The organism is Ancylobacter pratisalsi, from assembly GCF_010669125.1.
Classification (GTDB): domain Bacteria; phylum Pseudomonadota; class Alphaproteobacteria; order Rhizobiales; family Xanthobacteraceae; genus Ancylobacter; species Ancylobacter pratisalsi.
The window spans coordinates 2666225-2690642 of the sequence record NZ_CP048630.1; the positions used below are offsets into that span (position 1 = coordinate 2666225).

Below are 24418 nucleotides of genomic sequence, written 5' to 3' on the forward strand. Positions count from 1 at the left end.
TCAGTCCTCGGTCGAGGGTGGCTCGGTGTCGACCACCTCCTCGGCTGAGAACGCATAGGAGCGCCCGCAGAACTCGCAGGTGACGCCGACCTGGCCGTTCTCGACAAGATCGGCGCGCTCCTCGCGCGAGAAGCTCGCCAGCACGTTCATCACCCGCTCGCGCGAGCAGGAGCACTTGGCGACGATGTGCTGGGCCTCGAACACGCGCGCGCCGCGCTCGTGGAACAGGCGGAACAGCAGGCGCTCGCTGGACAGTTCATTGTCGACCAGCTCGATATCTTCCAGCGTGTTGACCAGCAGCTGGGCCTCGACCCAGGCGTCGTCCTCCTCCGCCTCGGGAAGGTCGGTCCCCTCCGGCGCGTCGCCCGGATGGAGGTCGACAGGGCGGATGCGCCCGCCCTCGGTGGGCAGGAACTGCACCATCAGCCCGCCGGCGCGCCAGCCGGACGCGGCGCCGCCCGGACGTACCTCCTCCGCCACGGCGAGCCGCACGCGGGTGGGGATCTGCTCGGACTGGGTGAAGTACTGGTGCGCCGCCGCTTCCAGCCCGCCACCTTCCAGAGCGACCATGCCCTGATAGCGGTTGGCGCTGAGTCCCTGGTCGATGGTCATGGCGAGATGGCCGGCCCCCAGCAGCGCGCCGCTGTCGGGCGCGACGCCCGCCGGGCTGGCGGCTTCCAGCTCCGCGAGCCGCTCCGCGTCGAAGCGGGCATAGGCGCGCACATCGTGCGGGGCGGTGAAGTCGACGACCAACAGGTCCACCGGCCCGTCGGTGCGGGTCTGGAGGATGAAGCGGCCCTCAAACTTCAGCGTCGAGCCGAGCAGGACGGTGAGCGCCACCGCCTCGCCGAGCAGGCGCTTTACCGCCGCGGGGTAGTCGTGATGGGCGAGCACGGCGTCGAGCGTCGTGCCGAGGCGCACCACGCGCCCGCGCACGTCGAGGCCATCAACGTGGAAGGGGGTGACGCGATCGTCCACCGCGTCGGCGGCAGGCGGGCGGGTATGGGGATCTGAATGTGATGTCATGGCGGCTCCGTCCGGCCCATATAGGCAGGCACCGGCCCGAATGCGAGAGGGTATGATGCGAGGGGCGTCATGCGCGCGGCGTGAGCGCGAGGGCGTGAGGCGGGAAGGTCCGGGCCCGGCCCGGCCACGCACGTCCGCGCGGCTTTACGCCGGCGGGCGCGCGGGAGCGCCCGCACCCCTGTCGGGGCCGGGCGGGTGCGGCACGGAGCGCCCGTGAGGAGGGCGCGCGGGGCGCCGGGGCGGAACGCTCCGGCGGTCGCCTGCACCGTGTGGGTAGAAGGTGGTGCAAGCCTTTCGTCAACCAACCGACGCGCCGCTTCCGGCGCCCCGCGCGCGGTGTTTGAGGCTTGCTCCCTGCGGCCCCCGGAGGACTGACCGTTATTATCCTCCGCTCATGGGACGGCGCTCCGCGTGAACGGCACGCCCGTTCCGGTGGACCGCGGCGATGCGGCCCGGGAACGCAGGGCTTGGGCCGCCATGGGCGCGGGGTGCGTTATCCCCCCACACATGGCCACCGCCCCATCCCGCGCGAGCCGGCCGCTCCGGTTGCGCCCCCTTGCCGGGACAGGTGAGCCCAGTATCGCCCCACCGCACAGGGGGGCGGATAAGTTTCTTGCGCGAGGGCGCGCGCGGCATTGCAGGCCGCAGGGCCCGCGCCGCGCCCGCGCCACGCCGCATGGGTGTGGATTGGAGTTCTGGCAGGGAAGGGGCCGGGACACGTCCCGGCCCGAAGGCCTTACGCCGCGGCGCCTTCCAGGCACCAGGCGAGGATGCCCTTCTGCGCGTGCAGGCGGTTTTCGGCCTCGTCGAACACCACCGACTGCGGGCCGTCCATCACCTCGTCGGTGACCTCCTCGCCGCGATGGGCGGGAAGGCAGTGCATGAATATGGCGTCCTTGTCGGCACGCTTCATCAGCGCACCATTGACCTGATAGGGGCGCAGCAGATTGTGCCGGCGCTCATATTCGGCATCGCCCATCGACACCCAGGTGTCGGTGACGACGCAGTCCACGCCTTCCACGGCCTCCTCCGGGTCGAGGCCGAAGTTCACCCGGGCGCCGTTGGCGCGGGCCCAGTCGACCAGCGCGGGGCGCGGGGCCAGCTCGGGCGGGGTGGCGATGTTGAGCGCGAAGTCGAAGCGCTGGGCCGCCTGCACCCAGGAGGTGAGCACGTTGTTGGCGTCGCCGGTCCAGGCCACGGTGCGCCCGGTGATCGGACCCTTGTGCTCCTCGAAGGTCATCACGTCCGCCATGATCTGGCAGGGGTGGCTGTCCCGCGTCAGCCCGTTGATGACCGGGATGCTGGCATGGGCGGCAAGCTCGGCAAGCGCGCCGTGATCGAGGATGCGGATCATGATGGCGTCGACATAGCGCGAGAGCACCTTGGCGGTGTCGGCGATGGTCTCGCCGCGCCCGAGCTGCATCTCGGCGCCGGTCAGCATGATCGTCTCGCCGCCGAGCTGGCGCATCGCCACATCGAAGGAAATGCGGGTGCGGGTCGAGGGCTGGTCGAACACCATCGCCAGCACCTTGCCGGCAAAGGGCTTTTCCGCCGCGATTTCGTGACGCCGGCTCTTGAGGTCGTGCGACAGGCGCATGAGGCCGCGCAGCTCGTCGGGCGGCAGCAGGTCGAGGTCGAGGAAGTGCTTCACGGCACCGTGGGCGGACATGTCGTTCATCGCATTGCTGTGGGCGTTCATGCGGCCGCTCCCTTCACGGCTTCCGGCTTCATGGCGTTTTCCAGCCTTGCGCAGGCGGCATCGAGCCGGGTGAAGGCCGCGTCGATCTCCGCGTCGCCGATGTTCAGCGGCGGCAGCAGCCGGACCACGTTCTCGCTCGCGGTCGGGGCCAGCATGCCTTCCGCGCGCATGGCGGCGACAAGATCGGTGTTGGGCACATGGGTGCGCAGGCCGAGCAGAAGGCCCTCGCCGCGGATCTCGGCGATCACCGCCGGGTGGCGGTCCTTCAGTTCGGCCAGCTTCTGCTTCAGGCGGGCGGAGGTGGCCTGCACCTGCTCCATGAAGCCTTCGGCGAGCACCACGTCGAGCACCGCATTGGCCACGCTCATGGCCAGCGGGTTGCCGCCATAGGTGGAGCCGTGGGTGCCGGCGGTCATGCCCTTGGCGGCCTCTTCCTTGGCCAGGCACGCCCCGACCGGGAAGCCGCCGCCAATGCCCTTGGCCACCGCCATGATGTCCGGCGTGATGCCGGCCCATTCATGGGCGAAGAACTTGCCGGTGCGCCCGACGCCGCACTGCACCTCGTCGAGGATGAGCAGCAGGCCGGTCTCGTCGCACAGCGCCCTGAGCGCGCGCAGCTGCGACCAGGACAGCGCGCGCACGCCGCCTTCGCCCTGCACCGGCTCGACCAGTATGGCGCCGGTCCGCGGGCCGATGGCGGCTTTCACCGCCTCGATGTCGCCGAACGGTACCTGGTCGAAGCCGTCCATGGCCGGGCCGAAGCCCTCCATGTATTTCGGGTTGCCGCCGGCGGCGATGGTGGCCAGCGTGCGGCCGTGGAACGCGCCCTCGAAGGTGATGATGCGGTAGCGCTCCGGCGCGCCGTTGGCGGCGTGGTACTTGCGCGCCATCTTGATGGCGCACTCCAGCGCTTCCGCACCCGAATTGGTGAAGAACATGGTGTCGGCGAAGGTGGCCTGCGTGAGGCGCGCGGCAAGCCGCTCGCCGCCTTCGATGCGGAACACGTTCGACAGGTGCCAGAGCTTGCCGGCCTGTTCGGTGAGCGCGGCCACCAGATGGGGATGGGCGTGGCCGAGCACATTCACGGCGATGCCCGCGGTGAAATCGAGATATCGTTCGCCGTCACGGGTGAAGAGCCACGCGCCCTCGCCTCGCTCGAAGACGAGGTTCACACGATTATAGGTCGGCAGGATGGGGTCGATCATGGCTCCCCTCCTTCTCTCTCCACCGCAGTCCAGGCGTCGCCGCCACTGCCCCAAAACGAAACGTGCCGCCCTTGCGGGGGCGGCACCCGATAGTGTGAATTTTATAGAACCGGGCACACGGGTCAACTGCGCATCGCGCGCGGGGCCGGAACGGGCCGACTCAAGTCCTTGATCCGACTCAACTCCTTTACAAAGTGTTGCCGCGCGGACTCTCAACTGGGGAAAACGATCGTTTCGGACGTGAACCTACTGTGCCTGAGTCGATGCATATTGTAGCCTTCTTCCCGTCGGATACGACATCTCGTGCGGCGGCATTCCCTTAGTGGCGTTAGCGGCGTTTTCCCGGTGGGAGCTTCTCCTGGCCGGTGGGTGAGGGATTCTGTCCGCACCACAGGTGTAGGCGAAGGAGGCACAGCGATGAACTGGACGGATGAGCGCGTCGAGCTGCTCAAGAAACTCTGGTCCGAAGGGCTGTCGGCGAGCCAGATCGCGGCCGAGCTCGGTGGTGTCACACGCAATGCGGTGATCGGCAAGGTCCACCGCCTCGGCCTCTCCGGCCGTGCCAAGGCGATGACGGCCGCCGCGCCGCGCCAGCGCAAGCCGCGCCCGGCGCCGGCCAGCACCGCCAGCGCCCGCCCCATGGTCCATGGCAACACCGCGCTGGCCACCGCGACGCGGGTAATGGCCGAACCGGAGCCGCAGGAGCTGCCCGATCCGGTCGCCAACGTCATTCCGATGGCGGAACGCTGCACCATTCTCGACCTCAACGAGTTCACCTGCCGCTGGCCGGTCGGCGATCCCGGCAAGGAAGACTTCTTCTACTGCGGCAGCCGCACCAAGATCGGCACGACCTACTGCGCCTTCCACGCCCGCATTGCCTACCAGCCGGTGCAGGACCGCAACCGGCGCCGCCTCGCGCGCTGAGCTGCGACCGAAAGGCTGATGTCCAGCCTCTGGCGCCGGGACTGTCCGGCGTCACATAATGGCGGCGAGATTCCTGGTCGACCCGACCGGCAGAGGCCGCCTCCCATGCTGTTTCGTGCCAGAGAGACATCGCGCCTGAAGGCGCCGGTGACGCCTGAACCGGCGACGGTGACGCTGTCGCTCGCCTCGGGCGAGGTGACGGTGGCGCTGAAGCGCAACGCCCGCGCCCGCCGCTACACGCTGCGGGTGCGCGCGGCCACACGCGACGTGGTGCTGACCATTCCCGGCCGGGGCTCGCTGCGCGAGGCCCTCGATTTCGCCCATCGTCATGCCGGCTGGATCGAGGTCCGGCTCGCCCGGCTGCCGGAGACGGTGGCCTTCGTGCCCGGCGCGGTTATTCCGCTGCGCGGCGTCGCTTATCGTATCGAGGCGCGGCCGGAAGCGCGCGGCACGGTGTGGACCGGCACCGATGGAGAAGGGCCGGTGCTCTATGTCGCCGGCGCGCCCGCTCACCTTTCCCGCCGCGTGACGGACTTCCTGAAGCGCGAGGCCCGGCGCGACCTGGTGGGGGCGGCGCAGCGCCATGCGCGCGCGCTGGGCGTCAGCATCGGGCGGGTGACGCTGCGCGACACGGCGAGCCGGTGGGGCTCCTGCTCGGCGAGCGGGGCGCTGTCATTCTCGTGGCGGCTGATCCTCGCCCCGGCCTTCGTGCTCGACTACCTCGCCGCCCATGAGGTGGCGCACCGGCGCGAGATGAACCACGGGCCGCGCTTCTGGGCCACGGTCGATCGGCTGTTCCCCGAACGCGAGGCCGCCGAACGCTGGCTGAAGAAGCATGGGCCGGACCTGCACCGCTACGGCGCCGGCGAGGCGCCGGAGGCGCCGTAACCGGGCGCGGCGGTCTCAGCCGCGGCCAAACAGCTTGTCGAGCAGCCAGTTGTCGAGGGTGGCGGGCTTCTTGTCTGCCGGGGCCTGCGGGCCGCCGGTGACGACGGGCTCGTCGGGCACCTCGCCGGACGGCACGGTGCCGGGCGTGTAATTGCCCGCGCCGGGAAGCGCGACGACCGGCTGGTCCTTGTGCGCGGCGCGCATCACCTCACTCCAGATCGCGACCGGGAGGCCCGAGCCGCCGGCCTTCTTGGTGGGCGAGGAATCGTCGTTGCCGAGCCACACGCCGGCGACATAGCGGCCGGTGTAGCCGACGAACCAGGCATCGCGGTAATCCTGGCTGGTGCCGGTCTTGCCGGCGGCGGGCCAGCCCGGCAGGTCGGCGCGGCGGGCGGTGCCGGTGATCAGCGTTTCCTGCAGCATGCGGTTCATCATCGCCACATGCGGGGGCGCCATCACCATGCCCCGGCTGGGTGTGTCATAGGCGTAGATCACCTTGCCCGAGGCGTCGCGCACCCGCTCGATGACGTGGGGAGTGACGCCGACCCCGCCATTGGCGAAAGGCGCATAAGCGCCGACCATCTCCAGCACCGAGACTTCCGAGGTGCCGAGCGCGATGGAGGCGTTGGGCTCCAGCTTGGAGGTGATGCCGAGCCGGTGGGCGGTCTTGATCACCTCGTCCGGACCGACTTCCAGCGCGAGGCGCACCGCCACGGTGTTGAGCGACAGGGCGAGGGCGGTCTTGAGCTCCACCGGGCCGCGATATTCGTGGGAGAAGTTCTCCGGCTTCCAGCCCTTGAGCTTGATCGGGGCGTCCTCGCGGATGGTTTCCGGGGTGAGGCCGCGTTCCAGCGCGGTGAGATAGACGAAGGGCTTGAACGAGGAGCCGGGCTGCCGCTTGGCGGTGACGGCGCGGTTGAACTGGCTTTCCTCATAGGACTTGCCGCCCACCAGCGCGCGCACGCCGCCATTGGTGTCCATCAGCACGATGGCGCCCTGCTCGACGCCGTATTTCTTGCCGTTCTTGGCCAGCGTGTCCTTCAGCGCCTTGTCGGCGGCGAGCTGGAGGGCGGGGTCCAGCGTGGTCTGCACCACCACGTCATGCTCGATCGGCCCGATCGCCGCCTTGAGCTGCTCCATGATCCAGTCGGCGGCATAGCCGGCCGAATCCGGGCCGCGCCCGGTGGCGAGCGTGGCCGGGCGGGCGAGCGCGGCCTGTTCCATCTCCGCCGAAATGAAGCCGGCATCCTGCATGGCCGCCAGCACCACCCCCGCGCGGGCCTGCGCCCCTTCGAGGTTGCGGGTGGGCGCGAGGGAGGAGGGCGACTTGACGAGGCCGGCCAGCATCGCCGCTTCCGACAGCGTGATCTGACGGGCGGATTTGCCGAAATAGCGCTGCGCGGCGGCTTCCACGCCATAGGCGCCGGCGCCGAAATAGACGCGGTTCACATAGAGTTCGAGGATCTGGTTCTTGGAGTATTTGGCCTCCAGCCAGATCGACAGGATGAGTTCCTGGATCTTGCGCGAGATCGTGCGTTCCTGCGTGAGGAACAGGTTCTTGGCCAATTGCTGGGTCAGCGTCGAGCCACCCTCGCGCAGGCGTCCGGTGGTGAGGTTGACGAACATCGCGCGGGCAAGGCCGAGCGGGTCGAGCCCGAAATGCGAGTAGAAGCGCCGGTCCTCGATGGCCACGAAAGCCTGCGGCAGATAGGGCGGCAGCGCGCGCAGCGGCACGCTGGCGCCGCCCATCTCGCCGCGCGTGGCGATGGTCTTGCCGTCCGTGCCCTGGATGATGACGGTGGGGGGGCGCTCGGGGATGGCGAGGTTCTGGATCGGGGGAAGCTGGCTCGCCTCATAGGCGATGAGCCCGGCCACGCCCAGCACCGCCCAGATGCCGAGCACGAAGCCCCAGTAGATCAGCCGGCCGAAGGTGCCGCACCGCTTGCGCCGGCGTCCCCCGCCCGACGAACCGCGCCCGCCGCCGCGTCCACCGGCGGCACTGCTGGTGGTGCCGCGCGCGTTCGAGGCCTTGGCCCCGCCCTGCTTTGTGCCGCCCGCCTTGGCGTTCGCCTTGCCGCCGCGCGCGGCGGTGCGCTCGCGGGCCATGGGGGAGGCGGCAAGGGTGGGGCGGTCGTCGGAGGTAAGGCGCAGCTCGGACGAAAAGCCGGGCGTGCTCAGCACCGGCTCGCGCCGCTCGCCTTCTCCTCGACGTCCGAACATCCCAACACCCCTCAGCCCATCTCGCCCGACGCACGGGCTCTCGCTTGCGCCGGTAAACGAACTCTAAATCGAGCCGTTTAAGAGGGGCTTAAGGGGCGATTTTGTGTTGGGCAGGGGGTGTGTCCGAGGGGACACGGGCCACACCCGCCGACATTGGGCACCCTCACGCCGCATTCGCCTCGTCGTCGGCGTCCAGAACCTGGAGCAGGGCGCGGCGGATGGCGGAGTGGCGGGCCGCGCCGAGAATCTTCGCGCCCATCAGGTCGGTGACGTAGAACACGTCGACCGCCCGCTCGCCGAAGGTCGCCACATGGGCCGAGGCGATGTTGAGATTGAGCCGCGAGAGGGTCTGCGTCAGCCCGTAGAGCAGGCCCGGCCGGTCGAGGCCGGAGACCTCGATCACGGTGTGACGGTTCGACCAGGAATTGTTCAGCGTCACCTCCGGCTCGACGGTGAAGGCGCGCGGGCGCTTGGTGAGCTTGCGGGCCACCACTTCGGGCAGGCGGATTTCGCCCGAGAGCGACTTCTCGATGGCGCTGGCGATGCGGCCGGCGCGGCGCAATTCGTCCTCGTCGCGCTCCAGCGAGCGGGTGAGGGCGATGGTGTCGAGCGCGCGCCCGTCGGTCGTGGTGCTGATCTGGGCGTCGACGATGTGGGCGCCCGAACTGGCGCAGGCGCCGGCGATGACCGCGAGCAGGCGGGGATGGTCCGGCGCGAACACGGTCAATTCGGTGATGCCGCGGGTGACGTCGGTCTTCGCCGTGGTGGCCAGGGCCCGGCCCTGCGCTTCCGCCGCGAGAATGAAGCGGGCATGGGCGACCTGCTGTTCACGATCGGTCTGCAGCCAGTAGCTGGGGTAGTGGCGGGCGATATAGGCGTCAATCGCCTCCGCATCCCACTCCTGCTCGGCCTCGCGGAACTCGGCCTGGGCGCGGGCGACGCGCCGGGCGCGGTTGGTTTCCGAGAAGCCGCCGGTGACGACCGGCTCGGTCTCGTAATAGAGCGTGCGCAGCAGCTGGGACTTCCAGTTGTTCCACACTCCCGGCCCGACGGCGGCGATGTCGGCGGTGGTGAGGATCTCCAGATGCTTCATGCGCTCGAGATTCTGTACCACGCTGGCGAAGTTCTCGATGGTCTTGCGGTCGGAGAGATCGCGCGACTGGGCCACGCTCGACATGGTGAGGTGCTGCTCGATCAGCCAGGCGACGGTGTCGGTGTCGCTGGCCGAGAGGCCGAAGCGCGGGCACAGCTTGCGCGCCACCCGCGCGCCGGCGATGGAGTGATCCTCCGGCCGGCCCTTGGCGATATCGTGCAGGAACACCGCCACATAGAGCAGCTGGCGGTTCTTGATCTGCTGCGCCAGCTCGTTGGCGAGGCCGAATTCGGGACGGTCGCCGCGCTCGATCTGCGACAGCACGCCGATGGCGCGGATGAGATGCTCGTCCACCGTGTACGAGTGGTACATGTTGAACTGCATCATCGCCACGATGCGGCCGAACTCGGGAACGAAGCGACCGAGCACGCCGGCCTCGTTCATGCGCCGCAGCACGATCTCGGGCGCGTTGCGCGAGGTCAGGATCTCCAGGAACAGCCGGTTCGCCTCCGGGTGCTCGCGCACGCGCTGGTCGATCAGCTTGAGCGAACGGGTGGCCAGGCGCATCGCTTCCGGGTGGAAGGCGAGGCCGTGCTTGCCGGCGAGCTGGAAGATCCGCACGAGGTTTATCGGGTCGCGGCCGAAGGCGCTGGAATCGGCGACGTTGATGCGGTCGTGGTCGACGATGAAGTCCGCGCTTTCCTTCAGCTTGCGATTGGGCGAGCGGCGCAGCCGGGCGATCATGCGGTTCAGCCGGGGCACCGGCTTGTCGTGCCGCTCCTCCAGCGCCGCCGAGACGATGGCGGTAAGGTCGCCCACATCCTTGGCCACCAGGAAGTAGTGCTTCATGAAGCGCTCGACGTCCTGCAGGCCGGGATGCTCCAGATAGCCGAGCCGTTCGGCCATCTCGCGCTGGAGATCGAACGACAGGCGCTCTTCCGGCTTGCCGGCGAGGAAGTGCAGGTGGCAGCGCACCGACCAGAGGAAATCCTCGCAGCGGCGGAAGATCTTGGCTTCCTCGGCGGTGAACACGCCCTTGGCCACGAGCTGGCGGGTCTCGTGGACGCGGTAGACATATTTCGCGATCCAGAACAGCGTGTGCAGGTCGCGCAGGCCGCCCTTGCCGTCCTTCACATTGGGTTCGACCAGATAGCGCGACTGGCCGGCGCGCTTCAGCCGGTCCTCGCGCTCGGCGAGCTTGGCGGCGACGAATTCCACCGCCGTGCCCTCCACCACGTCGCGGTCGAAGCGGGCGGTCAGCTCGTCGAACAGTGCCCGCTCGCCCAGCAGCAGCCGGGCTTCCAGAAGCGAGGTGCGGATGGTCATGTCGGCGCGGGCCTGACGCACGCACTCGTCCACCGAGCGGGTGGCGTGGCCGACCTTCAGCCCCATGTCCCACAGCACATAGAGGATCGCCTCGGCGACGCTTTCGCCCCAGGCGGTCTGCTTGTAGGGCAGGAGGAACAGGATATCGGTGTCCGAGCCCGGCGCCATCAGCCCGCGCCCATAGCCGCCCACCGCCACGATCGCCATGTGCTCGGCGGTGGAGGGATTGTCGGAGCGGTAGAGATATTTCACCGCGAGTTCGTGGACGAGCTGGATGATCTCGTCCTGCAGGCGCGAGAGCCGCTCCGCGCAGCGCCGGCCGGAGCCGTCCTGCATCAGCCAGCGCTCGGCGGTCTTGTGGCCGGCCTGATACGCGACCTTGAGGCGCCGGGCGAGCTGCCCGCGCAGCTCGATCTCGGATCCCGCTTTTCCTTCGCCGAGCACACGCTCGGCGAGCGCCGACAATTCGACGCGCATGGCGTCGATGTCGAACAGTTCCTTGAAGGGGGTCTCGGTACGGCGGCTGCGACGGATTTCGTTCATGATGCGGTCCTGATCGGTAAACCGCTTTAACCGATCCAACCCCTCACGTCATCGGGCGCTGCCGCGATTAGGGTATTTGCCCGCCGCGGAAGCGCCAAAACGGACGGCTGAGCCGAAAGAGGCCGCCGGAACGCGCCGCCGAAACGTGCAGTGCAAACGTGCCGTGCAAACGTGACATGCCCGGCGCGAGGCCGGGCATGTCCATCTTGACGAAGCGCTCAGGCGCGACGTCGCTAGGCGAGGGCCGCGCCTGAGTGGCCGAACCGTCGATCCGCGAATTAGTTGGTGGTGGTCTTCGCGGTCTCGTCGCGCTGCTGCTCAAGGGTCTTGAACTCCGGTGCGGCGTTCAGCTCTTCCTTGGTCATGGCGACGACAATCTTCTGGCCGTCATCGGTCGGGGTCGGGGTCAGCGATTCGAAGGACACCGCGACCGGCTTGGCACCGATGCCAAGGAAGCCGCCGACATCGATCACCGCGGCGATGACGGAACCGTCACGCTCCATGACGAGGTCGCTGATCTCGCCGAGATTCTCGTCGGTCGAGGTCACCACCTCGGTGCCGATCAGCTCGGAACCGAGCCACTGGCCGCTGGACTGGGCGCTGACGAATTTCGGAGTGGCGGGCACCGCAGTCGGGGTGGCGGACGCGCTGGAATTCTTCATCGGCGTCTGCACGGACGTGCCCGGCATCTTGTCGGCCGGCGCCATCGGGCTGCCGGGCTCGGGCATGGTCTGGGTGGCGGTCGGCGGGGTGCTCGCACTGGGCGCGGCGCTCTGGGCGAACGCAGCGGCGGGGGCGAGCGAAAGGGCGGCGACTGCCGTAAGGGTGGCGAGCTTGCTGGTCATTCGTTTTCTCCCGTAGTGGAAAAGAGTGTCTCAGTAAGCGGCTGGTTAAACCGTCTGCCTAAACAACAATACAGGGAGAGAGTTGTTCCGATTTTCTGGCATATGAAGTGAAAAATAATCTGACGTTATATTTCGAATTATTTCAGTTCAGGCTGCGCAACACCGATGCATCAGCCACGCAGATGGTAAGTTCTTCCGTGGCGAGGTTGCCTTTCGGAACGCCGATCGCCGAGAGGCAGCCGCGCGGCGTTTCCATCGCGCGCGGGCGTGCGGCGGGCGAGGCGGCAGGAGACGCCGCAGGAGACGCCGAGGGGATGACGGTGGCGGGGACGGGCCCGGCGGGCGCCGCCACGGGGATAGCCACGGGCGCGGCGCTGCTGTCGTCGCCCGTGCGCGCGGTCTGCGCGGGCGCAGGGGTGCGTAGGTCAAGGCGCGGGCCTTTCGCCGCCCGATTGATCAGGGAAGCCTGGTAGCCCGGCGAAATCGGCCCAATCGTGTCGATGGCGATGACCGGGGGCACGGCACGCGAGGCCGCGACCGCGCCGAAAGAGGCCACCGCCAGCGGCAGCGCGATCACCAGTCCGGTGGCTGCGCCGGCGACATAGGCCGAGGTCCTGAAAGCCATTGTCTTGAAAGCCATGCTCGCGATGTCTGACATCTGCGTTCTCCCGCCTTCAATCGTGGTGCCGGCGCCTACGCCTCTCCCTCGGGAGCGCGCCAAGCACTCCCGCCGGGATCGCTCCCACGGCCATCATCATTTGTAGAAGCGCGAGCGAACGTGCGTTCCACTCGCCGCATGGTTAAACGTTGATGAAATGGATTGGTTCCCGATCCACGGTCCGGGGGCGGCGCAGCGCGCGCGGGACGCCGTTCAGCGTCCCGCGATCAGGTGCATTTCCGGAATTTTGACCTGGCAGATCAGGCCCGAAGGGGCGAAGTCGAGATTGACCTCGCCATCCAGGGCGCGGGCAAGGTTGCGTTCGATGACCAGCGAGCCGAAGCCGCGCTGGCTGGGCGGGGTGACGGGCGGGCCGCCGGTCTCGCTCCAGGACAACTCGAACCCGCCACCGACCTCGGCCGGGCGCCGGGTCCAGAGGATGGCGACATGTCCGCTCGGCACGGACAGCGCGCCGTATTTGGCGGCGTTGGTGGAAAGCTCGTGCAGGGCGAGGCCCACATTCTGCGCGGCCTCGGGCTTCAGGAAGATGTCGGGCCCCTTGACCGATACCTGGCTGTTTTCGCGGTCGATGTGGTGGCCGAGCTGGGAGTGCACCATGTCGGTGAGCGACGCGCCGTGCCAGCTCTCCTGCACCAGAAGGTCATGCGAGCGGGCCAGTGCCTGAAGGCGGGCGCTGAACACCTCGACGAAATCGTCGATCGAGCCGGCATGGCGCGCGGTCTGCCGTGCCATGGCCTGGATGACGGCCAGCAGGTTCTTGGAGCGGTGTGTCAGCTCGCGCATCAGCAGGCGCAGATGCTGCTCGTTTTCCTTGCGCTCGGTGACGTCGACGACCGCGCCGGTGAGGCCCACGGTCTTGCCCGTCAGGTCGCGAAGCGGTTCGACATGCATGTCGTACCAGTATTTGACGCCGCTCTCTTCCACCTCGGTCTCGCCCTTGCGGGCCTCGGCGCAGGCGAGCGCCTCGCGCTTGAGCATGACCAGCGGCTGCGAGCGTGCCTCGCCGAGCAGGTCGGCGTCGGTGGCGCCGAGCACCTGCTCGACCGGAAAGCCGAAGAGCGGCTTGCTGATCGAGGTGTAGCGGAGCTCGCGGTCCTGGGTGAAGATCGACACATTCGAGCCGCGCAGCGCCATCTCATAGCGCTGAAGCGCGGTGGCGAGCTCCAGGGTCAGGCGGCGCTGCTCGCGGGCCACATGCTCGGGCGCAGGCAGGTTCACCAGCGCCCGGAAGTTGTACAGAAGAACCGCGGCCGTCGCGGTGTTGAGCACAGCGAGCGCAGCCCGGAACGCGGTCTGGAGCCAGGGAATGCTCCGCTCCGCGTCCAGCATGGCCATCAGCGACAGCAGGCCGAAGGTGACAACCAGACCGACCAGCAGATGGCCGAGCTGATACATGCGGCTGGACAGGTCCCGCCGCTGCCGCAGCAGCAACAGCAGACCGCCCGCGATCACAAACGAGGCAAGAACCGTAACGAGCCGCGCGGTGTCGTCCACGTAGCTGAAGAGCGTGTCGTTCATAGGTCGGGATCAGGCGGTCGCCCGCTGCTCCCGCGGCCGGGCCCTGCGCTCGAAGAACAGCGCCTGACTGATAACCGCCGCGACGGTCGAGGGCTGGAACGGCTTGGCAATGAGGAAGGCCGGCTCGGGACGGACGCCGGTGAGGAAGCGCTCGGGATAGGCGGTGATGAAGATCACCGGCACTTCCACGCTCTCGATCAACTCGTTGACGGCATCGAGGCCGGAGGAGCCGTCGGCAAGCTGGATATCCGCCAGAATAAGGCCGGGGGCCTTACGCCGGGCGAGGCTGACCGCCTCGGAATGGGTGCGGGCGATGCCGGTGACGCGGTGGCCAAGGCCTTCGACCAGACCTTCGAGATCAAGCGCGATGAACGGCTCGTCCTCGATGATGAGCACATCGGTCGCGATTTCGGCCGCGAGTTCCCGCCCGGCATCCTCGACCAGATGGCGCAGGGTCGGCACGTCCATATCGAGAATGGCGGCGGCTTCCTCTTCGCTGAAACCCTCCAGCGACACCAGCAGGAAGGCCTGCCGCACCACCGGAGTGATGTGACCCAGGCGCTGTTCGCCCTGGATCGGCAGCGGGCCCTTCTCGACTTCGGCATTGATGGAAACCGAATTCCACAGCCGCGTCAGAAGCTGATAAAGCGCGATGCGCGGGTTGGAGGCCTGATCGAGCGAGCCCGGCTCGGCGATCAGCGTTTCAAGCAGGGCGGTCACATAGGCGTCGCCTGCCGACTGGCTCCCACTGAGCGCACGCGCATAGCGGCGCAAGAATGGAAGGTGCTGCGCTACGATTTGCGAAATGCTCACGCGTGTCTCCCCGGATGCATAGGCCAAGCGGTGCATTAACGTTCCATGACGCCATGGGTTCCATGGTGCCTAAAATTCATTTCAATTTTTTTTGGGGGCGGGGAACCGGGCCGCGATTTCGTTGTTATCGGTTCGCAGGCAGCGACGGAGCCGTCCTCCACCCAGGCGTTTCGGAGGCTCAATGTCGGGAAAAAAGAAGATGAATGATGAGCAGTCCGGGGGTGGTGCCGCGCGAGCGGGTACCCTCATGAATAGCCAACCCTCCGAGGGCCGGGAAACCGTGCTCGGCGGCGAAATCCAGGCCAAGATCGGCCAGCATCTGCGCGCCATGTATGACGACGTGGTGCGGCAGGGCGTGCCCGACCGGTTCATGGACCTTTTGGCCAAGCTTGACGCAGCCGGCTCGACTAAGCCGGGCTCCGATGGCGACAAGTGAGGGATGTTGCCGTGAGTAAGGTCGATCCAGGATTACGAGACGAAATCATTGCATCGATCCCAAACTTGCGAGCGTTCGCCATTTCGCTCAGCGGGAGCGTGGACCGGGCGGACGATCTTGTGCAGGAAACGCTTCTGCGCGCCTTTGCCAACATCAGCAGCTTCCGTCCGGGGACGAATCTTCCCGCGTGGCTGTTCACCATCCTGCGCAATCTGTTCCGTTCGGAATACCGAAAGCGCCGCCGCGAAGTGCCGGATTCCGACGGCCATTTCGCGGCCACGCTGACGAGCAATCCGGACCAGAACACACATCTGGACTTCGAGGATTTCCGTACCGCGCTCGACAAGCTGCCGTCGGACCAGCGCGAGGCGCTGATCCTGGTGGGGGCTTCGGGCTTTTCCTACGAGGAAGCGGCGGATATCTGCCATTGCGCGGTCGGCACTATCAAGAGCCGCGTCAATCGTGCCCGCCGCCGGCTGGGCGAGATCCTCGCCATCGAGGACGCCACGGACTTCGGTCCCGACAAGGCGACGCGGGCCGTGCTCGCCGCCGGCTGACACCGTCTCCACGACATTCAGACGCCTGATGACCGGCCACCTTGACGGGTGGACGCCCCCGCCCGTGCGACTGCGCATGGGCGGGGTTTTTCCGTGCGCCGGGGCGGGCAGGTGCGTGGGTGGGCCGGGCCGGTGCGTGGCCGGATTTGTGGGCGGGTGTGTGCAGCGCCGGTGTGAGGGGGCATCCACCGCGAGGCGGGCAAACAAAAACGCCCCCGCGGGTGGCGGAGGCGTTTTGCTTGTTTCTCGTCTCTTCCGGCTGGCGGCGCCGGGCGGGGGTCTAGGAAACCCCGCGCCCACGCATCATGCCGAACACGGCGGAGATGAGGAACAGGATGATCGCGACGAAGAAGATGATCTTGGCGATGCCGATCGCCGTGCCGGCGATGCCGCCGAAGCCGAGGACCGCCGCGATCAGCGCGATCACCAGAAATGTCAGTGCCCAACCCAGCATGGGAGCCTCCACGTTGATGTGCGGCAAACGCCGCGTTGCCCTGACAACGGCTGAGACGGCAACGGGTTCCCTCCGTGGCTAGATACGGCTCGTCAGTCCCGGAGCGATGAGGCGGGCCTCCTGCATCAGCGCGGTGACGATGGGCGTCATCGGATCGCGGTCGAGCACCACGAGGCCCATCTGGTGCAGGACCGCCGGCTGTTCGATCGGGATGGAGCGAATGCTGTCGGGGAAGGCGAATACGTCCGCCAGCGTGTTGGCGACGACGCTGGCCCATTTGCCGGTGCGCACATGCGACAGCAGCGCGATGGTGGAGTTGGCCTCCAGCATCGGGGTAGTGGCGTGGCCGGCTTCGGCGAGCTGCTTGTCGACGATGCGGCGATTCTGCATGTCGGGGGTCAGCAGGCACAGCGGCACCTGGCCGATGTCCTTCCACGTCACGCTCTCGCGGTCGCCCAGGGGCGAGTCCTTCGAGGTGATGAAGCGGTAGCCTTCCTTGTAGAGCGGCACCGTCTTCACCCGCCCCAGCGGGTCGTTGTCGAGATAGGTGACGCCGGCATCGGTCTCCAGGTTCTCGATCAGCCGCAGCACCTCGTTGGAGCTGGCCGAGATCAGGGTGAAGCGCACATCCGCGTGCTTCTCGTGGAACGGCGTGGTGAGCTCGGAGAGCATCGGCATGGCGGTGGGAATGGCGGCGATGCGCAGGTGGCCGGTGAGACCCCGGCGCATGCCGGCGATCTCCTGGCGCATGGCGCGCACGTCGCCGATGACCCGCCGGGCCCATTGCAGCGCGCGCTCGCCCTCCGGCGTAAAGCCGATGAAGCGGGAACCGCGCTCGACAAGGCGCACGCCGAGCTGTTCTTCAAGCTGCTTGAGGCCGGCTGAGAGCGTCGGCTGGGTCACGCCGCACGATTCCGCCGCGCGGCCGAAATGACGCTCCTTGGCGAGCGCCAGCAATAATTCAAAACGGTCGATCACTCACGCATCCCGGCTCGGCGTACGTCGGCGTACGATAGAAACATTCTATCATCCTATCAGATCGCCCTGCGTGTGAAACGTTTTTGCGCGCGCGGCGCCCGGCAGGCGGCGGTCTATTCCGCCGCGCGCCCCGCGTCGCGCTCGGCTGCCCGCCCGGCGCGGAAGCCGAGTGGCGCTGGAAGCTGGTCGTTCGCCACTTCCGTGTCGGTGTCGGGAGCGGGAGTGCGCGCGGCGGCGGCCGGCGCGGGCGAGGGGGTGTCGAATTCGAGCTGCTCGATGCGCGCGCCGCGCCGCGCGATCTTGTCGGCGGAGATCGCGGCCTGGGCCACATCCTCGCCGACCTGCCCGAAGTGCTTTTCCAGATTGGCGATGCGATCGCGCAGGCGCATGACGTCGGCGACGAGGCTGCCGCACTCCTTGCGGATCAGGTCCGCCTGCTCGCGCATCCGCGCGTCGCGGCAGATCGCCTGCACCACCTGCACCGCGAGCATCAGCAGCGAGGGCGAGACGAGGATGACGCGGGCGCGGAAGGCCTGCTGGATGACCTCGTCGAAATGCTCGTTGAGCTCGGCATAGACCGATTCCGAGGGCACGAACATCAGCGCCATGTCCTGGGTCTCGCCGCTGATGAGATAGCGCTCGGCGATGTCCCTGATGTGCTTGCCGACATCCTGCTTCAGCCGGGCCTCGGCCTGCCGGCGCGCCTCGGCGTGCTCCGCCTCGCGGAAGGCGGTGACGGCCTCCAGCGGAAATTTGGAATCGATGAGCAGCGGACGGGCGTCGCCCGGCAGGAACACCGCGCAGTCGGCACGCCGGTTGTTCGACAGGGTGTGCTGGAAGGCGAAGCTGTCGCGCGGCAGGCCGTCGGCGATGATGGCCTGGAGCCGGCCCTCGCCAAAAGCGCCGCGCGCCTGCTTGTTCGACAGCGTCTGGCGCAGGCTCATGACCTGCCCGGACAGTTCGCCAAGACTGGCGCGCGCCTGGTCGACCAGTGCGAGGCGCTCATTGAGCTTCGCCAGATTTTCGTGCGTCGCCTCGCTGGCGCGGGCGAGGCTCTCGCCCATGCGATGAGAGGAGGCGTCGAGCCGCTCGGCGACGGCGCGGGCCAGCTCGCCCTGGCGCTGGGCCAGATATTCCGTCATCGACTGCACCCGCCCGGTGGTTTCCGCCTGGCTGCGGGCGAGCGCGATGAGGCGTTCTTCGGTCTCCTGGGCGCGCCGCGCCTGTTCGTCGGCCTCATCGGCGCGCGCACGGGCGCTGCGGGCCACCGAGCGCTGCACCATCAGCAGCATGAAGAGAGCCACGACGGCGACGCCGGCCAGCAGCTCGGCCAGCGTCACAGGGTGGCCGCGGAGAACGAGAAGGACCTGATCCATCCGGCGCTTGTAGCAGATTTTGCCGTGAACGCGAACAGAAGGCGAACATGGACGCATTCCCTGCGTTGACCCGGCGGCACGCAACGCTTATTTCAGCGCCATCATGTCGGTACGCCCCCTCGTCATCATTCCGGATTCCCGCCTGCGCCTCGTTTCCGACCCCATTGTGCGGGTCGACGCGAAGGTGCGCTCGCTTGTCGAGGACATGTTCGAGACCATGTACGATGCCCCCGGCATCGGGCTGGCGGCGGTCCAGATCGGCGTGCCCGAGCGCGTGATCACGGTTGATGTCGGCCAGCGCGAAAGCGACGAGGAAGACGGCGAGGCCAGGAAGAACCCGATCGCGCTGATCAATCCAGAGATCATCGGCGAATCCGAGGACCTGTCGGTCTATTCCGAGGGCTGCCTGTCGATCCCGGAATATTACGCCGATGTGGAGCGCCCGGCGCGGGTGCGGGTACGCTACATGGATCTCGACGGCGAGACGCGCGAGATCGACGCCGAGGGCCTGCTCGCCACCTGCGTGCAGCACGAGATCGACCATCTCAACGGCGTCCTGTTCATCGACCACATCTCCAAGCTCAAGCGCGACCGGGTGATGAAGAAGTTCACCAAGATCGCGAAAGAGAAGGAGCGTGACGGCGCCTGACGCCGCCCGCTCTGCCGCCTCCACTCCCGTTTCACCGCTGCGAGGGCACCATGCGCATCGTCTTCATGGGCACGCCGGATTTCGCGGTGCCGACGCTGGCCGAGATCGTCGGGCGCGGCCACGAGGTCGTCGCGGCCTATACGCGGGCGCCGGCCAAGGGCGGACGGCGCGGGCTCGACCTGGTTCCTTCCCCGGTGCAGCGCGCCGCCGAGTCGTTCGGCGTGCCGGTGCTGACGCCGCCGAGCCTTCGCACCGAGGAGGCCGCCGCGACCTTCGCCGCGCATGAGGCCGATGTCGCCGTGGTGGTGGCCTATGGGCGGATTCTGCCGCAGGCGATACTCGACCTGCCGCGGCTCGGCTGCCTCAACCTTCATGCCTCGTTGCTGCCGCGCTGGCGCGGCGCCGCCCCGATCCAGCGCGCCATCATGGCCGGCGACGCGCAGAGCGGCGTCGCGGTGATGAAGATGGAGGCGGGGCTCGACACCGGCCCGGTGGGGCTGGTCGAGCGCGTCGCCATCGGTCCCGACATGACGGCGAGCGAGCTGCACGACGCGCTGATGGGGATCGGCGCCGACCTGATGGGCCGGGCGCTGGCGGCGCTGGAGCGCGGCGGGCTGGTTTTCACCCCGCAGCCGGCGGAGGGCGTCACCTACGCCGCCAAGATCGAGAAGGGCGAGGCCCGGATCGACTGGAACCGGCCGGCGCGGGAGGTGCACGACCATATGCGCGGGCTCGCGCCATTTCCCGGCGCGTGGTTCGAACTGGACGGCGCGCGCGTGAAGGTGCTGCGCGCGACGCTCGCCGAGGGCGCGGGCGCGCCGGGCGAGGTGCTGGATGAGGCCCTCGCCATCGCCTGCGGGGATGGCGCGGTGCGGCTGATCGAGGTGCAGAAGGCGGGAAGCCGGGCGATGTCGGCGGCGGAGTTCCTGCGCGGCAACACGCTGGCACGCGGCGAGGTGCTGACATGAGCGCGCACACCCAAGGTGCCGCCGCCGGTGAGATCCGCCCTCTCGGAGCCGAGGACCACGCAATGTGGCTTCCGCTGTGGCGCGGCTATCTCACCTTCTACGGTGCCGAGCTTCCCGAAACGGTGAGCGCGACCACCTGGGCGCGGCTGATCGATCCGGCCGAGCCGGTCCACGGCGCGCTGGCGCTGGACGAGGCCGGGCGCGCGGTGGGGCTGGTGCACTGGCTCTTCCATCGCTCGACCTGGAGCGAGGGCGACGTCTGCTATCTCAACGACCTGTTCGTGGCGGACAGCCAGCGCGGCAAGGGACTCGGCGCCGGCCTGATCGCCCATGTGCATGCCGATGCCACGGCACGGGGCGCGGCGGAGGTGTACTGGCTGACGCATGAAACCAATGCGACGGCGCAGCGGCTCTATAACGCTGTCGCCGAGCGCACCGGCTTCATCCAGTACCGCAAGCTCGTCACCCCCTGAGGGGTGGCGAGGCGGCGTGGACCCGCGCCGGGCTTATTTGCCGGGCTGGTGCACCATGCGCAGATAGGGCTTGAGGGTCTTCCACCCGTCCGGGAACTGCTTCCTGGCCGCCTCGTCGCTGACCGAGGGGACGATGATGACATCCTCGCCATCCTTCCAGTTCGCCGGCGTGGCGACGGCGTGCTGGGAGGTGAGCTGGAGCGAATCGATGACCCGCAGGATCTCGTCGAAGTTGCGGCCCGCGCTGGCCGGATAGGTGAGGGAGAGCTTGAGCTTCTTGTCCGGCCCGATCACGAAGACCGACCGCACCGTCATGGTGTCCGACGCGTTGGGGTGGATCATGTCGTAGAGGCCGGAGACGTGACGGTCCGCATCCGCGATCAGCGGGAAATTCGGCGCATAGCCCTGGGTTTCGGCGATGTCATCGGCCCATTTCGCGTGGGCATCGAGCTCATCGACCGACAGGCCGATCACCTTGACGTTCCGGCGGTCGAATTCCGGCTTCAGCCGCGCGACCTGCCCGAGTTCCGTGGTGCAGACCGGGGTGAAGTTCTTCGGGTGCGAGAACAGCACGCCCCACGAATCCCCGAGCCACTCATGGAAGCGGATCGGACCTTCGGTGGTCTCGGCTTCGAAATCGGGAACGGTATCTCCAAGGCGGATCGTCATAGAGGACTCCAGGGGCGTCAGAGGGATTTCCTGCGACCGGGTGGTTTATTTCCACATCCGCCCGCCAACGCAGGAGATAGCCACTGGTTGACGGGGCGCAACCTCCATCCGGAACCTTACTGAGCTGCCATTCCCGGGAACCAGGAGCGCACATGCGCGTTAGCGCTTCGGAACAAGGGCCGGCTTATCGGGGCGGCCAGGACTGGAGAGAAACCAATGATGCTCAGAATTCTGGCGATTACCATTGTGGCGCTCGGCGTCGCGGCTTGCACGACCACGGAGCGCCGCACGGGCGCGGGTGCGCTCATCGGCGGCGGCACGGGCGCTGTCATTGGCGGTATCGCCGGCGGTGGCACGGGCGCGGCCATCGGCGCGGGCGTGGGTGCGGCGACCGGCGCTGTGGTGGGCGCTGCGACCTCGCCCCGGGAGTGCTGGACCCGCGATCGCTACGGCAACCGGGTCGCCGTGCGCTGCTGATCGCGAACCCGCGCTTGCGCGCTGGATCCGCACGCCGATGATCGACGACGTCGAACGGCCCCGAGAGGGGCCGTTCGCATGTCTGGCGTCTGTAGCTTTCATGCATGACGCGATTGCCCCACTCCGCCCGCGCCAGCGCGGGTGGCTGTTCGCCGGTCGCGAAACTGGCGGTCTGTGCCCAGCCCGGATGGCGCTCCGGACCGCGCACAGAGCCGGTCGTCTCCATGTCGGGCCTTTCGGTCGCCCGCGCCTCGGCCCGGTGCCGACATTCCGGCGTGGTGATTCGCGCCGCCCCGGGGACGGCATGTCTGTGCCGCCGGTCGCTTCGGAGCGCCCCGGTCGAGGTGATCCGCGCGTGGTCATGTCGGGATCCCGCTCGCCCCGGCCATGTCTGCGTCTACTGGCTGGCCCACAGCACGCGGGCGATCCAGGCGATGTCGCGGTCTTCGAGGACCCGGTCGGGATGCTCGGGGTTGAGCGAGCGCAGCTCGATGGTCCGGGCGGTGCGGCGCTTGAGTTCCTTGGCCATCACCTCGCCTTCGCGCGTCTTGACGATGATGCGATCGCCGCGCCGGACGGGGGCGGCGGGTGACACGACCACCACATCACCATCACGGTATAACGGCATCATTGAATCGCCAGCGATCTCAAGAGCATAGGCGTGATTGTCGCCAATATCGGGGAATACGATCTCGTCCCAGAATCCGCCGACGGGAAAGCCCGCATCGTCGAAATAGCCGCCCGCGCCGGCCTGCGCGAAGCCGATGAGCGGCACCGGCCGTCCGGTCGCGCGGGTGCCGTCGACCATCTCCATGAAGTCGTCGAGGTTGGTGCTGGTCGCGGCGAGGATCTTGGCGACGCTCTCCGTGGAAGGCCATCGCGGCCTTCCGTCAGCCTGCTCGCGTTTCGAGCGGTTGAACGTGGTGGCGTCGAGCCCGGCCCGCTTGGCCAGCGCCGAGACGCTCATGCCATGGCGTTGGGCCAGCCGATCGATCGCCCGCCAGATCTGGGCATGGGTCAGCATGTAGGGATGCCGGACTTTTGTCTAAGCTATAGGAAATATACCCTATTCTCGCCAAAGTCCAACTTCCCAGAAATTACAATCATAGGTGTATGTTGCCAGTTCGAACGCCCGCGTTTAGAGCCCTTGCCATGACCGACAACACGACACCCTGCATCTTCAAGATCGCGCCGCGCGCGCTGTGGCAGGCCGCGGTGGCGGCGGGCCGGTTTGACGGCGCGCCCGTCGACCTGAAGGACGGCTTCATCCATTTTTCGACGGCGGCGCAGGCGGCCGAGACCGCCGCCCGGCACTTCGCCGGACAGGACGATCTCGTGCTGGTCGCGGTCGACACCGGCGCGCTGGACGCTGCCCAGCTGCGCTGGGAGCCCTCGCGCGGGGGCGACCTGTTCCCCCATCTTTACGGACCGCTTTTCCCCGCCGCCGTGGACTGGGTACGCCCGCTCCCTCTTGGCCCCGATGGACGACACCTGTTTCCGCCGCTGGAGGGTGATCCCCGATGAGCGCCCTGCTCGACCTTGCCCTGCCTTTCGCCCGGCTGCTCGATCCCGAGACCGCGCACGGCCTTGCCCTGCGCGCCCTGTCCTGCCTGCCGCCGCGTCCTGCGGGGGCGGATGACGGGCGGCTGGCGGTCGAGGCCTTCGGGCTGAGCTTTCCCAACCCGGTCGGCCTGGCGGCGGGATTCGACAAGGAAGCCGAGGTGCCGGATGCCATGCTCGGCGCCGGTTTCGGCTTTGTCGAGGTCGGCACCATCACGCCGCGCCCGCAGCCGGGCAATCCGCGCCCGCGCAATTTCCGCCTGGTCGAGGACCGCGCGGTGATCAACCGCTATGGCTTCAACAGCGGTGGTCATGGCCCGGCCAAGGCGCGGCTGACCGCGCGCGCGGGCCGCCCCGGCCTTGTCGGGGTCAATGTCGGGGCCAACAAGGACAGCGCCGACCGAACCGCTGATTATGTCTCCGGAATCAAGGCCTTCGCCGAGCTGGCAAGCTATTTCACCGCCAACGTCTCCTCGCCCAATACGCCGGGCCTGCGCGACCTGCAGGAGGAAAAGGCGCTCGACGAGCTGCTGGCTCGGGTGATCGAGGCGCGCGACAGCGCCGCGCCGGGCGTGCCGCTGCTGCTGAAGATCGCCCCGGATCTCGCACTCGCCCATCTCGACGGCGTGGTGCAGGTGGCGCGCCGACGCGGGGTCGATGGGCTGATCGTGTCCAACACCACGATCACGCGGCCCGCGACGCTGCGCGCTTCCGCCAGGGGCGAGGCGGGCGGTCTTTCCGGCCGGCCGCTGTTTCCGCTTGCCACCCGCATGCTGGCCGAAACCTATGTGCGGGTGGATGGCGCCTTTCCGCTGGTGGGCGTGGGCGGCATCGACAGCGCCGCGACGGCCATTGCCAAGATCGAGGCCGGGGCGCGCCTGATCCAGCTCTATTCCGGTTTGGTCTATGAGGGGCTCGGCCTCGCGCCGCGCATCAAGGCCGGGCTGCTGGCGCATCTGGCGCGCGAGAATGTGACGCTGGCGGCGCTTACCGGGCGTCGCGCGCGGGACATGGTCGCCGCGCCGTTTCCCGCCTGAGGCGC

24 protein-coding genes are annotated in these 24418 nt (G+C 68.2%); 10 read left to right on the forward strand and 14 right to left on the reverse strand.

Translation table 11 applies throughout. The features are described 5' to 3' along the window. From G3A50_RS12500 to G3A50_RS12510, 3 genes are all read right to left on the reverse strand, one after another. Positions 1-1026, reverse strand: coding sequence for an Hsp33 family molecular chaperone (locus G3A50_RS12500; RefSeq protein WP_163075582.1), 1026 nt, complete (start codon positions 1024-1026; stop codon positions 1-3). A 736-nt stretch (positions 1027-1762) separates the two neighbouring features. Beyond that, on the reverse strand, positions 1763-2725 hold the full coding sequence (argF, locus tag G3A50_RS12505) for an ornithine carbamoyltransferase (RefSeq protein WP_425483403.1): 963 nt from the start codon (positions 2723-2725) through the stop codon (positions 1763-1765). Continuing rightward, positions 2722-3930, reverse strand: coding sequence for an aspartate aminotransferase family protein (locus tag G3A50_RS12510; RefSeq protein WP_163075583.1), 1209 nt, complete (start codon positions 3928-3930; stop codon positions 2722-2724). The genes argF and G3A50_RS12510 overlap by 4 nt, the downstream gene beginning before the upstream one ends. Positions 3931-4347: 417 nt before the next feature. Between G3A50_RS12510 and G3A50_RS12515 the strand changes: the two genes are divergently transcribed. Both G3A50_RS12515 and G3A50_RS12520 read left to right on the forward strand, forming a co-directional pair. Continuing rightward, positions 4348-4854, forward strand: coding sequence for a GcrA family cell cycle regulator (locus tag G3A50_RS12515; protein WP_163075584.1), 507 nt, complete (start codon positions 4348-4350; stop codon positions 4852-4854). A 105-nt stretch (positions 4855-4959) separates the two neighbouring features. Next, positions 4960-5742, forward strand: a complete 783-nt coding sequence (locus G3A50_RS12520; RefSeq protein ID WP_163075585.1) for a M48 family metallopeptidase — start codon at positions 4960-4962, stop codon at positions 5740-5742. A gap of 15 nt (positions 5743-5757) precedes the next feature. On the opposite strand, the gene G3A50_RS12525 is transcribed toward G3A50_RS12520, so the two are convergent. From G3A50_RS12525 to G3A50_RS12550, 6 genes are all read right to left on the reverse strand, one after another. Next, complete coding sequence (locus G3A50_RS12525; RefSeq protein ID WP_210255138.1) at positions 5758-7962, reverse strand: transglycosylase domain-containing protein; 2205 nt, start codon at positions 7960-7962, stop codon at positions 5758-5760. A gap of 163 nt (positions 7963-8125) precedes the next feature. Next, complete coding sequence (locus G3A50_RS12530; protein ID WP_163075586.1) at positions 8126-10924, reverse strand: [protein-PII] uridylyltransferase; 2799 nt, start codon at positions 10922-10924, stop codon at positions 8126-8128. A 278-nt stretch (positions 10925-11202) separates the two neighbouring features. Further along, on the reverse strand, positions 11203-11769 hold the full coding sequence (locus tag G3A50_RS12535; RefSeq protein WP_163075587.1) for a PRC-barrel domain-containing protein: 567 nt from the start codon (positions 11767-11769) through the stop codon (positions 11203-11205). Between the two features lie 142 nt (positions 11770-11911). Further along, a complete protein-coding gene (locus G3A50_RS22830) occupies positions 11912-12427 on the reverse strand; it encodes a hypothetical protein (protein ID WP_163075588.1) in 516 nt (171 codons plus the stop codon). 213 nt (positions 12428-12640) lie between these two features. Beyond that, positions 12641-13966 carry a sensor histidine kinase gene (locus G3A50_RS12545; protein ID WP_163075589.1) on the reverse strand — a complete coding sequence of 442 codons (1326 nt, stop codon included), beginning with the start codon at positions 13964-13966 and terminating at the stop codon, positions 12641-12643. A gap of 9 nt (positions 13967-13975) precedes the next feature. Then, positions 13976-14779 (reverse strand): response regulator, encoded by an 804-nt coding sequence (locus tag G3A50_RS12550; RefSeq protein ID WP_163075590.1) that lies wholly within the window; start codon positions 14777-14779, stop codon positions 13976-13978. Between the two features lie 247 nt (positions 14780-15026). Between G3A50_RS12550 and G3A50_RS12555 the strand changes: the two genes are divergently transcribed. After that, a complete protein-coding gene (locus G3A50_RS12555) occupies positions 15027-15215 on the forward strand; it encodes a NepR family anti-sigma factor (RefSeq protein WP_246251644.1) in 189 nt (62 codons plus the stop codon). A gap of 11 nt (positions 15216-15226) precedes the next feature. Beyond that, on the forward strand, positions 15227-15772 hold the full coding sequence (locus tag G3A50_RS12560; protein WP_163075591.1) for a sigma-70 family RNA polymerase sigma factor: 546 nt from the start codon (positions 15227-15229) through the stop codon (positions 15770-15772). Between the two features lie 280 nt (positions 15773-16052). On the opposite strand, the gene G3A50_RS12565 is transcribed toward G3A50_RS12560, so the two are convergent. The 3 genes from G3A50_RS12565 to G3A50_RS12575 all read right to left on the reverse strand — a co-directional run bounded on the left by G3A50_RS12565 (position 16053) and on the right by G3A50_RS12575 (position 18580). After that, complete coding sequence (locus G3A50_RS12565) at positions 16053-16226, reverse strand: DUF1328 domain-containing protein (RefSeq protein WP_163075592.1); 174 nt, start codon at positions 16224-16226, stop codon at positions 16053-16055. Positions 16227-16304: 78 nt separating this feature from the next. Continuing rightward, positions 16305-17204 carry a LysR family transcriptional regulator gene (locus G3A50_RS12570; protein WP_163075593.1) on the reverse strand — a complete coding sequence of 300 codons (900 nt, stop codon included), beginning with the start codon at positions 17202-17204 and terminating at the stop codon, positions 16305-16307. 113 nt (positions 17205-17317) lie between these two features. Beyond that, positions 17318-18580: a DNA recombination protein RmuC gene (locus G3A50_RS12575; protein ID WP_163075594.1), complete on the reverse strand. Its 1263-nt coding sequence runs from the start codon at positions 18578-18580 to the stop codon at positions 17318-17320. Between the two features lie 103 nt (positions 18581-18683). Between G3A50_RS12575 and def the strand changes: the two genes are divergently transcribed. From def to G3A50_RS12590, 3 genes are read left to right on the forward strand one after another with little or no spacing between them, the layout of a single operon-like run. After that, entirely contained in the window at positions 18684-19229 is a 546-nt protein-coding gene (gene def / locus G3A50_RS12580; RefSeq protein WP_163075595.1) for a peptide deformylase, read from the forward strand. 50 nt (positions 19230-19279) lie between these two features. Continuing rightward, a complete protein-coding gene (gene fmt, locus G3A50_RS12585; RefSeq protein ID WP_163075596.1) occupies positions 19280-20197 on the forward strand; it encodes a methionyl-tRNA formyltransferase in 918 nt (305 codons plus the stop codon). Next, positions 20194-20670, forward strand: coding sequence for a GNAT family N-acetyltransferase (locus tag G3A50_RS12590; protein ID WP_163075597.1), 477 nt, complete (start codon positions 20194-20196; stop codon positions 20668-20670). Before fmt ends, G3A50_RS12590 begins: the two co-directional genes overlap by 4 nt. 33 nt (positions 20671-20703) lie before the next feature. Here the strand turns inward: G3A50_RS12590 and G3A50_RS12595 are convergent, their stop codons facing one another. Beyond that, the gene (locus tag G3A50_RS12595) at positions 20704-21339 is read right to left on the reverse strand and encodes a peroxiredoxin (protein ID WP_163075598.1); all 636 of its coding nucleotides are present in this window, start codon (positions 21337-21339) and stop codon (positions 20704-20706) included. 216 nt (positions 21340-21555) lie between these two features. Here G3A50_RS12595 and G3A50_RS12600 point away from each other — a divergent pair, with 216 nt between their 5' ends. Next, positions 21556-21816 carry a YMGG-like glycine zipper-containing protein gene (locus tag G3A50_RS12600; protein ID WP_425483404.1) on the forward strand — a complete coding sequence of 87 codons (261 nt, stop codon included), beginning with the start codon at positions 21556-21558 and terminating at the stop codon, positions 21814-21816. A 397-nt stretch (positions 21817-22213) separates the two neighbouring features. Here G3A50_RS12600 and G3A50_RS12605 read toward each other — a convergent pair whose 3' ends face one another. Continuing rightward, positions 22214-22840: a S24 family peptidase gene (locus G3A50_RS12605; protein WP_163075599.1), complete on the reverse strand. Its 627-nt coding sequence runs from the start codon at positions 22838-22840 to the stop codon at positions 22214-22216. A gap of 128 nt (positions 22841-22968) precedes the next feature. Here G3A50_RS12605 and G3A50_RS12610 point away from each other — a divergent pair, with 128 nt between their 5' ends. After that, positions 22969-23340 (forward strand): DUF952 domain-containing protein, encoded by a 372-nt coding sequence (locus G3A50_RS12610; RefSeq protein ID WP_163075600.1) that lies wholly within the window; start codon positions 22969-22971, stop codon positions 23338-23340. Next, positions 23337-24413, forward strand: a complete 1077-nt coding sequence (locus tag G3A50_RS12615) for a quinone-dependent dihydroorotate dehydrogenase (protein WP_163075601.1) — start codon at positions 23337-23339, stop codon at positions 24411-24413. The genes G3A50_RS12610 and G3A50_RS12615 overlap by 4 nt, the downstream gene beginning before the upstream one ends. Positions 24414-24418: the final 5 nt, after the last annotated feature.

What these genes read in the sequence shown, in the direction of transcription:
- G3A50_RS12545 (WP_163075589.1), bottom strand. Translation starts at nt 13,966, where the DNA reads ATGAACGACACGCTCTTCAGCTACGTGGACGACACCGCGCGGCTCGTT.
- def (WP_163075595.1), top strand. Translation starts at nt 18,684, where the DNA reads ATGTCGGTACGCCCCCTCGTCATCATTCCGGATTCCCGCCTGCGCCTC.
- G3A50_RS12555 (WP_246251644.1), top strand. Translation starts at nt 15,027, where the DNA reads ATGAATAGCCAACCCTCCGAGGGCCGGGAAACCGTGCTCGGCGGCGAA.
- G3A50_RS12605 (WP_163075599.1), bottom strand. Translation starts at nt 22,840, where the DNA reads ATGCTGACCCATGCCCAGATCTGGCGGGCGATCGATCGGCTGGCCCAA.
- G3A50_RS12525 (WP_210255138.1), bottom strand. Translation starts at nt 7,962, where the DNA reads ATGTTCGGACGTCGAGGAGAAGGCGAGCGGCGCGAGCCGGTGCTGAGC.
- G3A50_RS12535 (WP_163075587.1), bottom strand. Translation starts at nt 11,769, where the DNA reads ATGACCAGCAAGCTCGCCACCCTTACGGCAGTCGCCGCCCTTTCGCTC.
- G3A50_RS12575 (WP_163075594.1), bottom strand. Translation starts at nt 18,580, where the DNA reads ATGGATCAGGTCCTTCTCGTTCTCCGCGGCCACCCTGTGACGCTGGCC.
- G3A50_RS12595 (WP_163075598.1), bottom strand. Translation starts at nt 21,339, where the DNA reads ATGACGATCCGCCTTGGAGATACCGTTCCCGATTTCGAAGCCGAGACC.
- G3A50_RS12610 (WP_163075600.1), top strand. Translation starts at nt 22,969, where the DNA reads ATGACCGACAACACGACACCCTGCATCTTCAAGATCGCGCCGCGCGCG.
- fmt (WP_163075596.1), top strand. Translation starts at nt 19,280, where the DNA reads ATGCGCATCGTCTTCATGGGCACGCCGGATTTCGCGGTGCCGACGCTG.
- G3A50_RS12530 (WP_163075586.1), bottom strand. Translation starts at nt 10,924, where the DNA reads ATGAACGAAATCCGTCGCAGCCGCCGTACCGAGACCCCCTTCAAGGAA.
- G3A50_RS12520 (WP_163075585.1), top strand. Translation starts at nt 4,960, where the DNA reads ATGCTGTTTCGTGCCAGAGAGACATCGCGCCTGAAGGCGCCGGTGACG.
- argF (WP_425483403.1), bottom strand. Translation starts at nt 2,725, where the DNA reads ATGAACGCCCACAGCAATGCGATGAACGACATGTCCGCCCACGGTGCC.
- G3A50_RS12590 (WP_163075597.1), top strand. Translation starts at nt 20,194, where the DNA reads ATGAGCGCGCACACCCAAGGTGCCGCCGCCGGTGAGATCCGCCCTCTC.
- G3A50_RS12615 (WP_163075601.1), top strand. Translation starts at nt 23,337, where the DNA reads ATGAGCGCCCTGCTCGACCTTGCCCTGCCTTTCGCCCGGCTGCTCGAT.
- G3A50_RS12515 (WP_163075584.1), top strand. Translation starts at nt 4,348, where the DNA reads ATGAACTGGACGGATGAGCGCGTCGAGCTGCTCAAGAAACTCTGGTCC.
- G3A50_RS22830 (WP_163075588.1), bottom strand. Translation starts at nt 12,427, where the DNA reads ATGTCAGACATCGCGAGCATGGCTTTCAAGACAATGGCTTTCAGGACC.
- G3A50_RS12565 (WP_163075592.1), bottom strand. Translation starts at nt 16,226, where the DNA reads ATGCTGGGTTGGGCACTGACATTTCTGGTGATCGCGCTGATCGCGGCG.
- G3A50_RS12510 (WP_163075583.1), bottom strand. Translation starts at nt 3,930, where the DNA reads ATGATCGACCCCATCCTGCCGACCTATAATCGTGTGAACCTCGTCTTC.
- G3A50_RS12500 (WP_163075582.1), bottom strand. Translation starts at nt 1,026, where the DNA reads ATGACATCACATTCAGATCCCCATACCCGCCCGCCTGCCGCCGACGCG.
- G3A50_RS12600 (WP_425483404.1), top strand. Translation starts at nt 21,556, where the DNA reads ATGATGCTCAGAATTCTGGCGATTACCATTGTGGCGCTCGGCGTCGCG.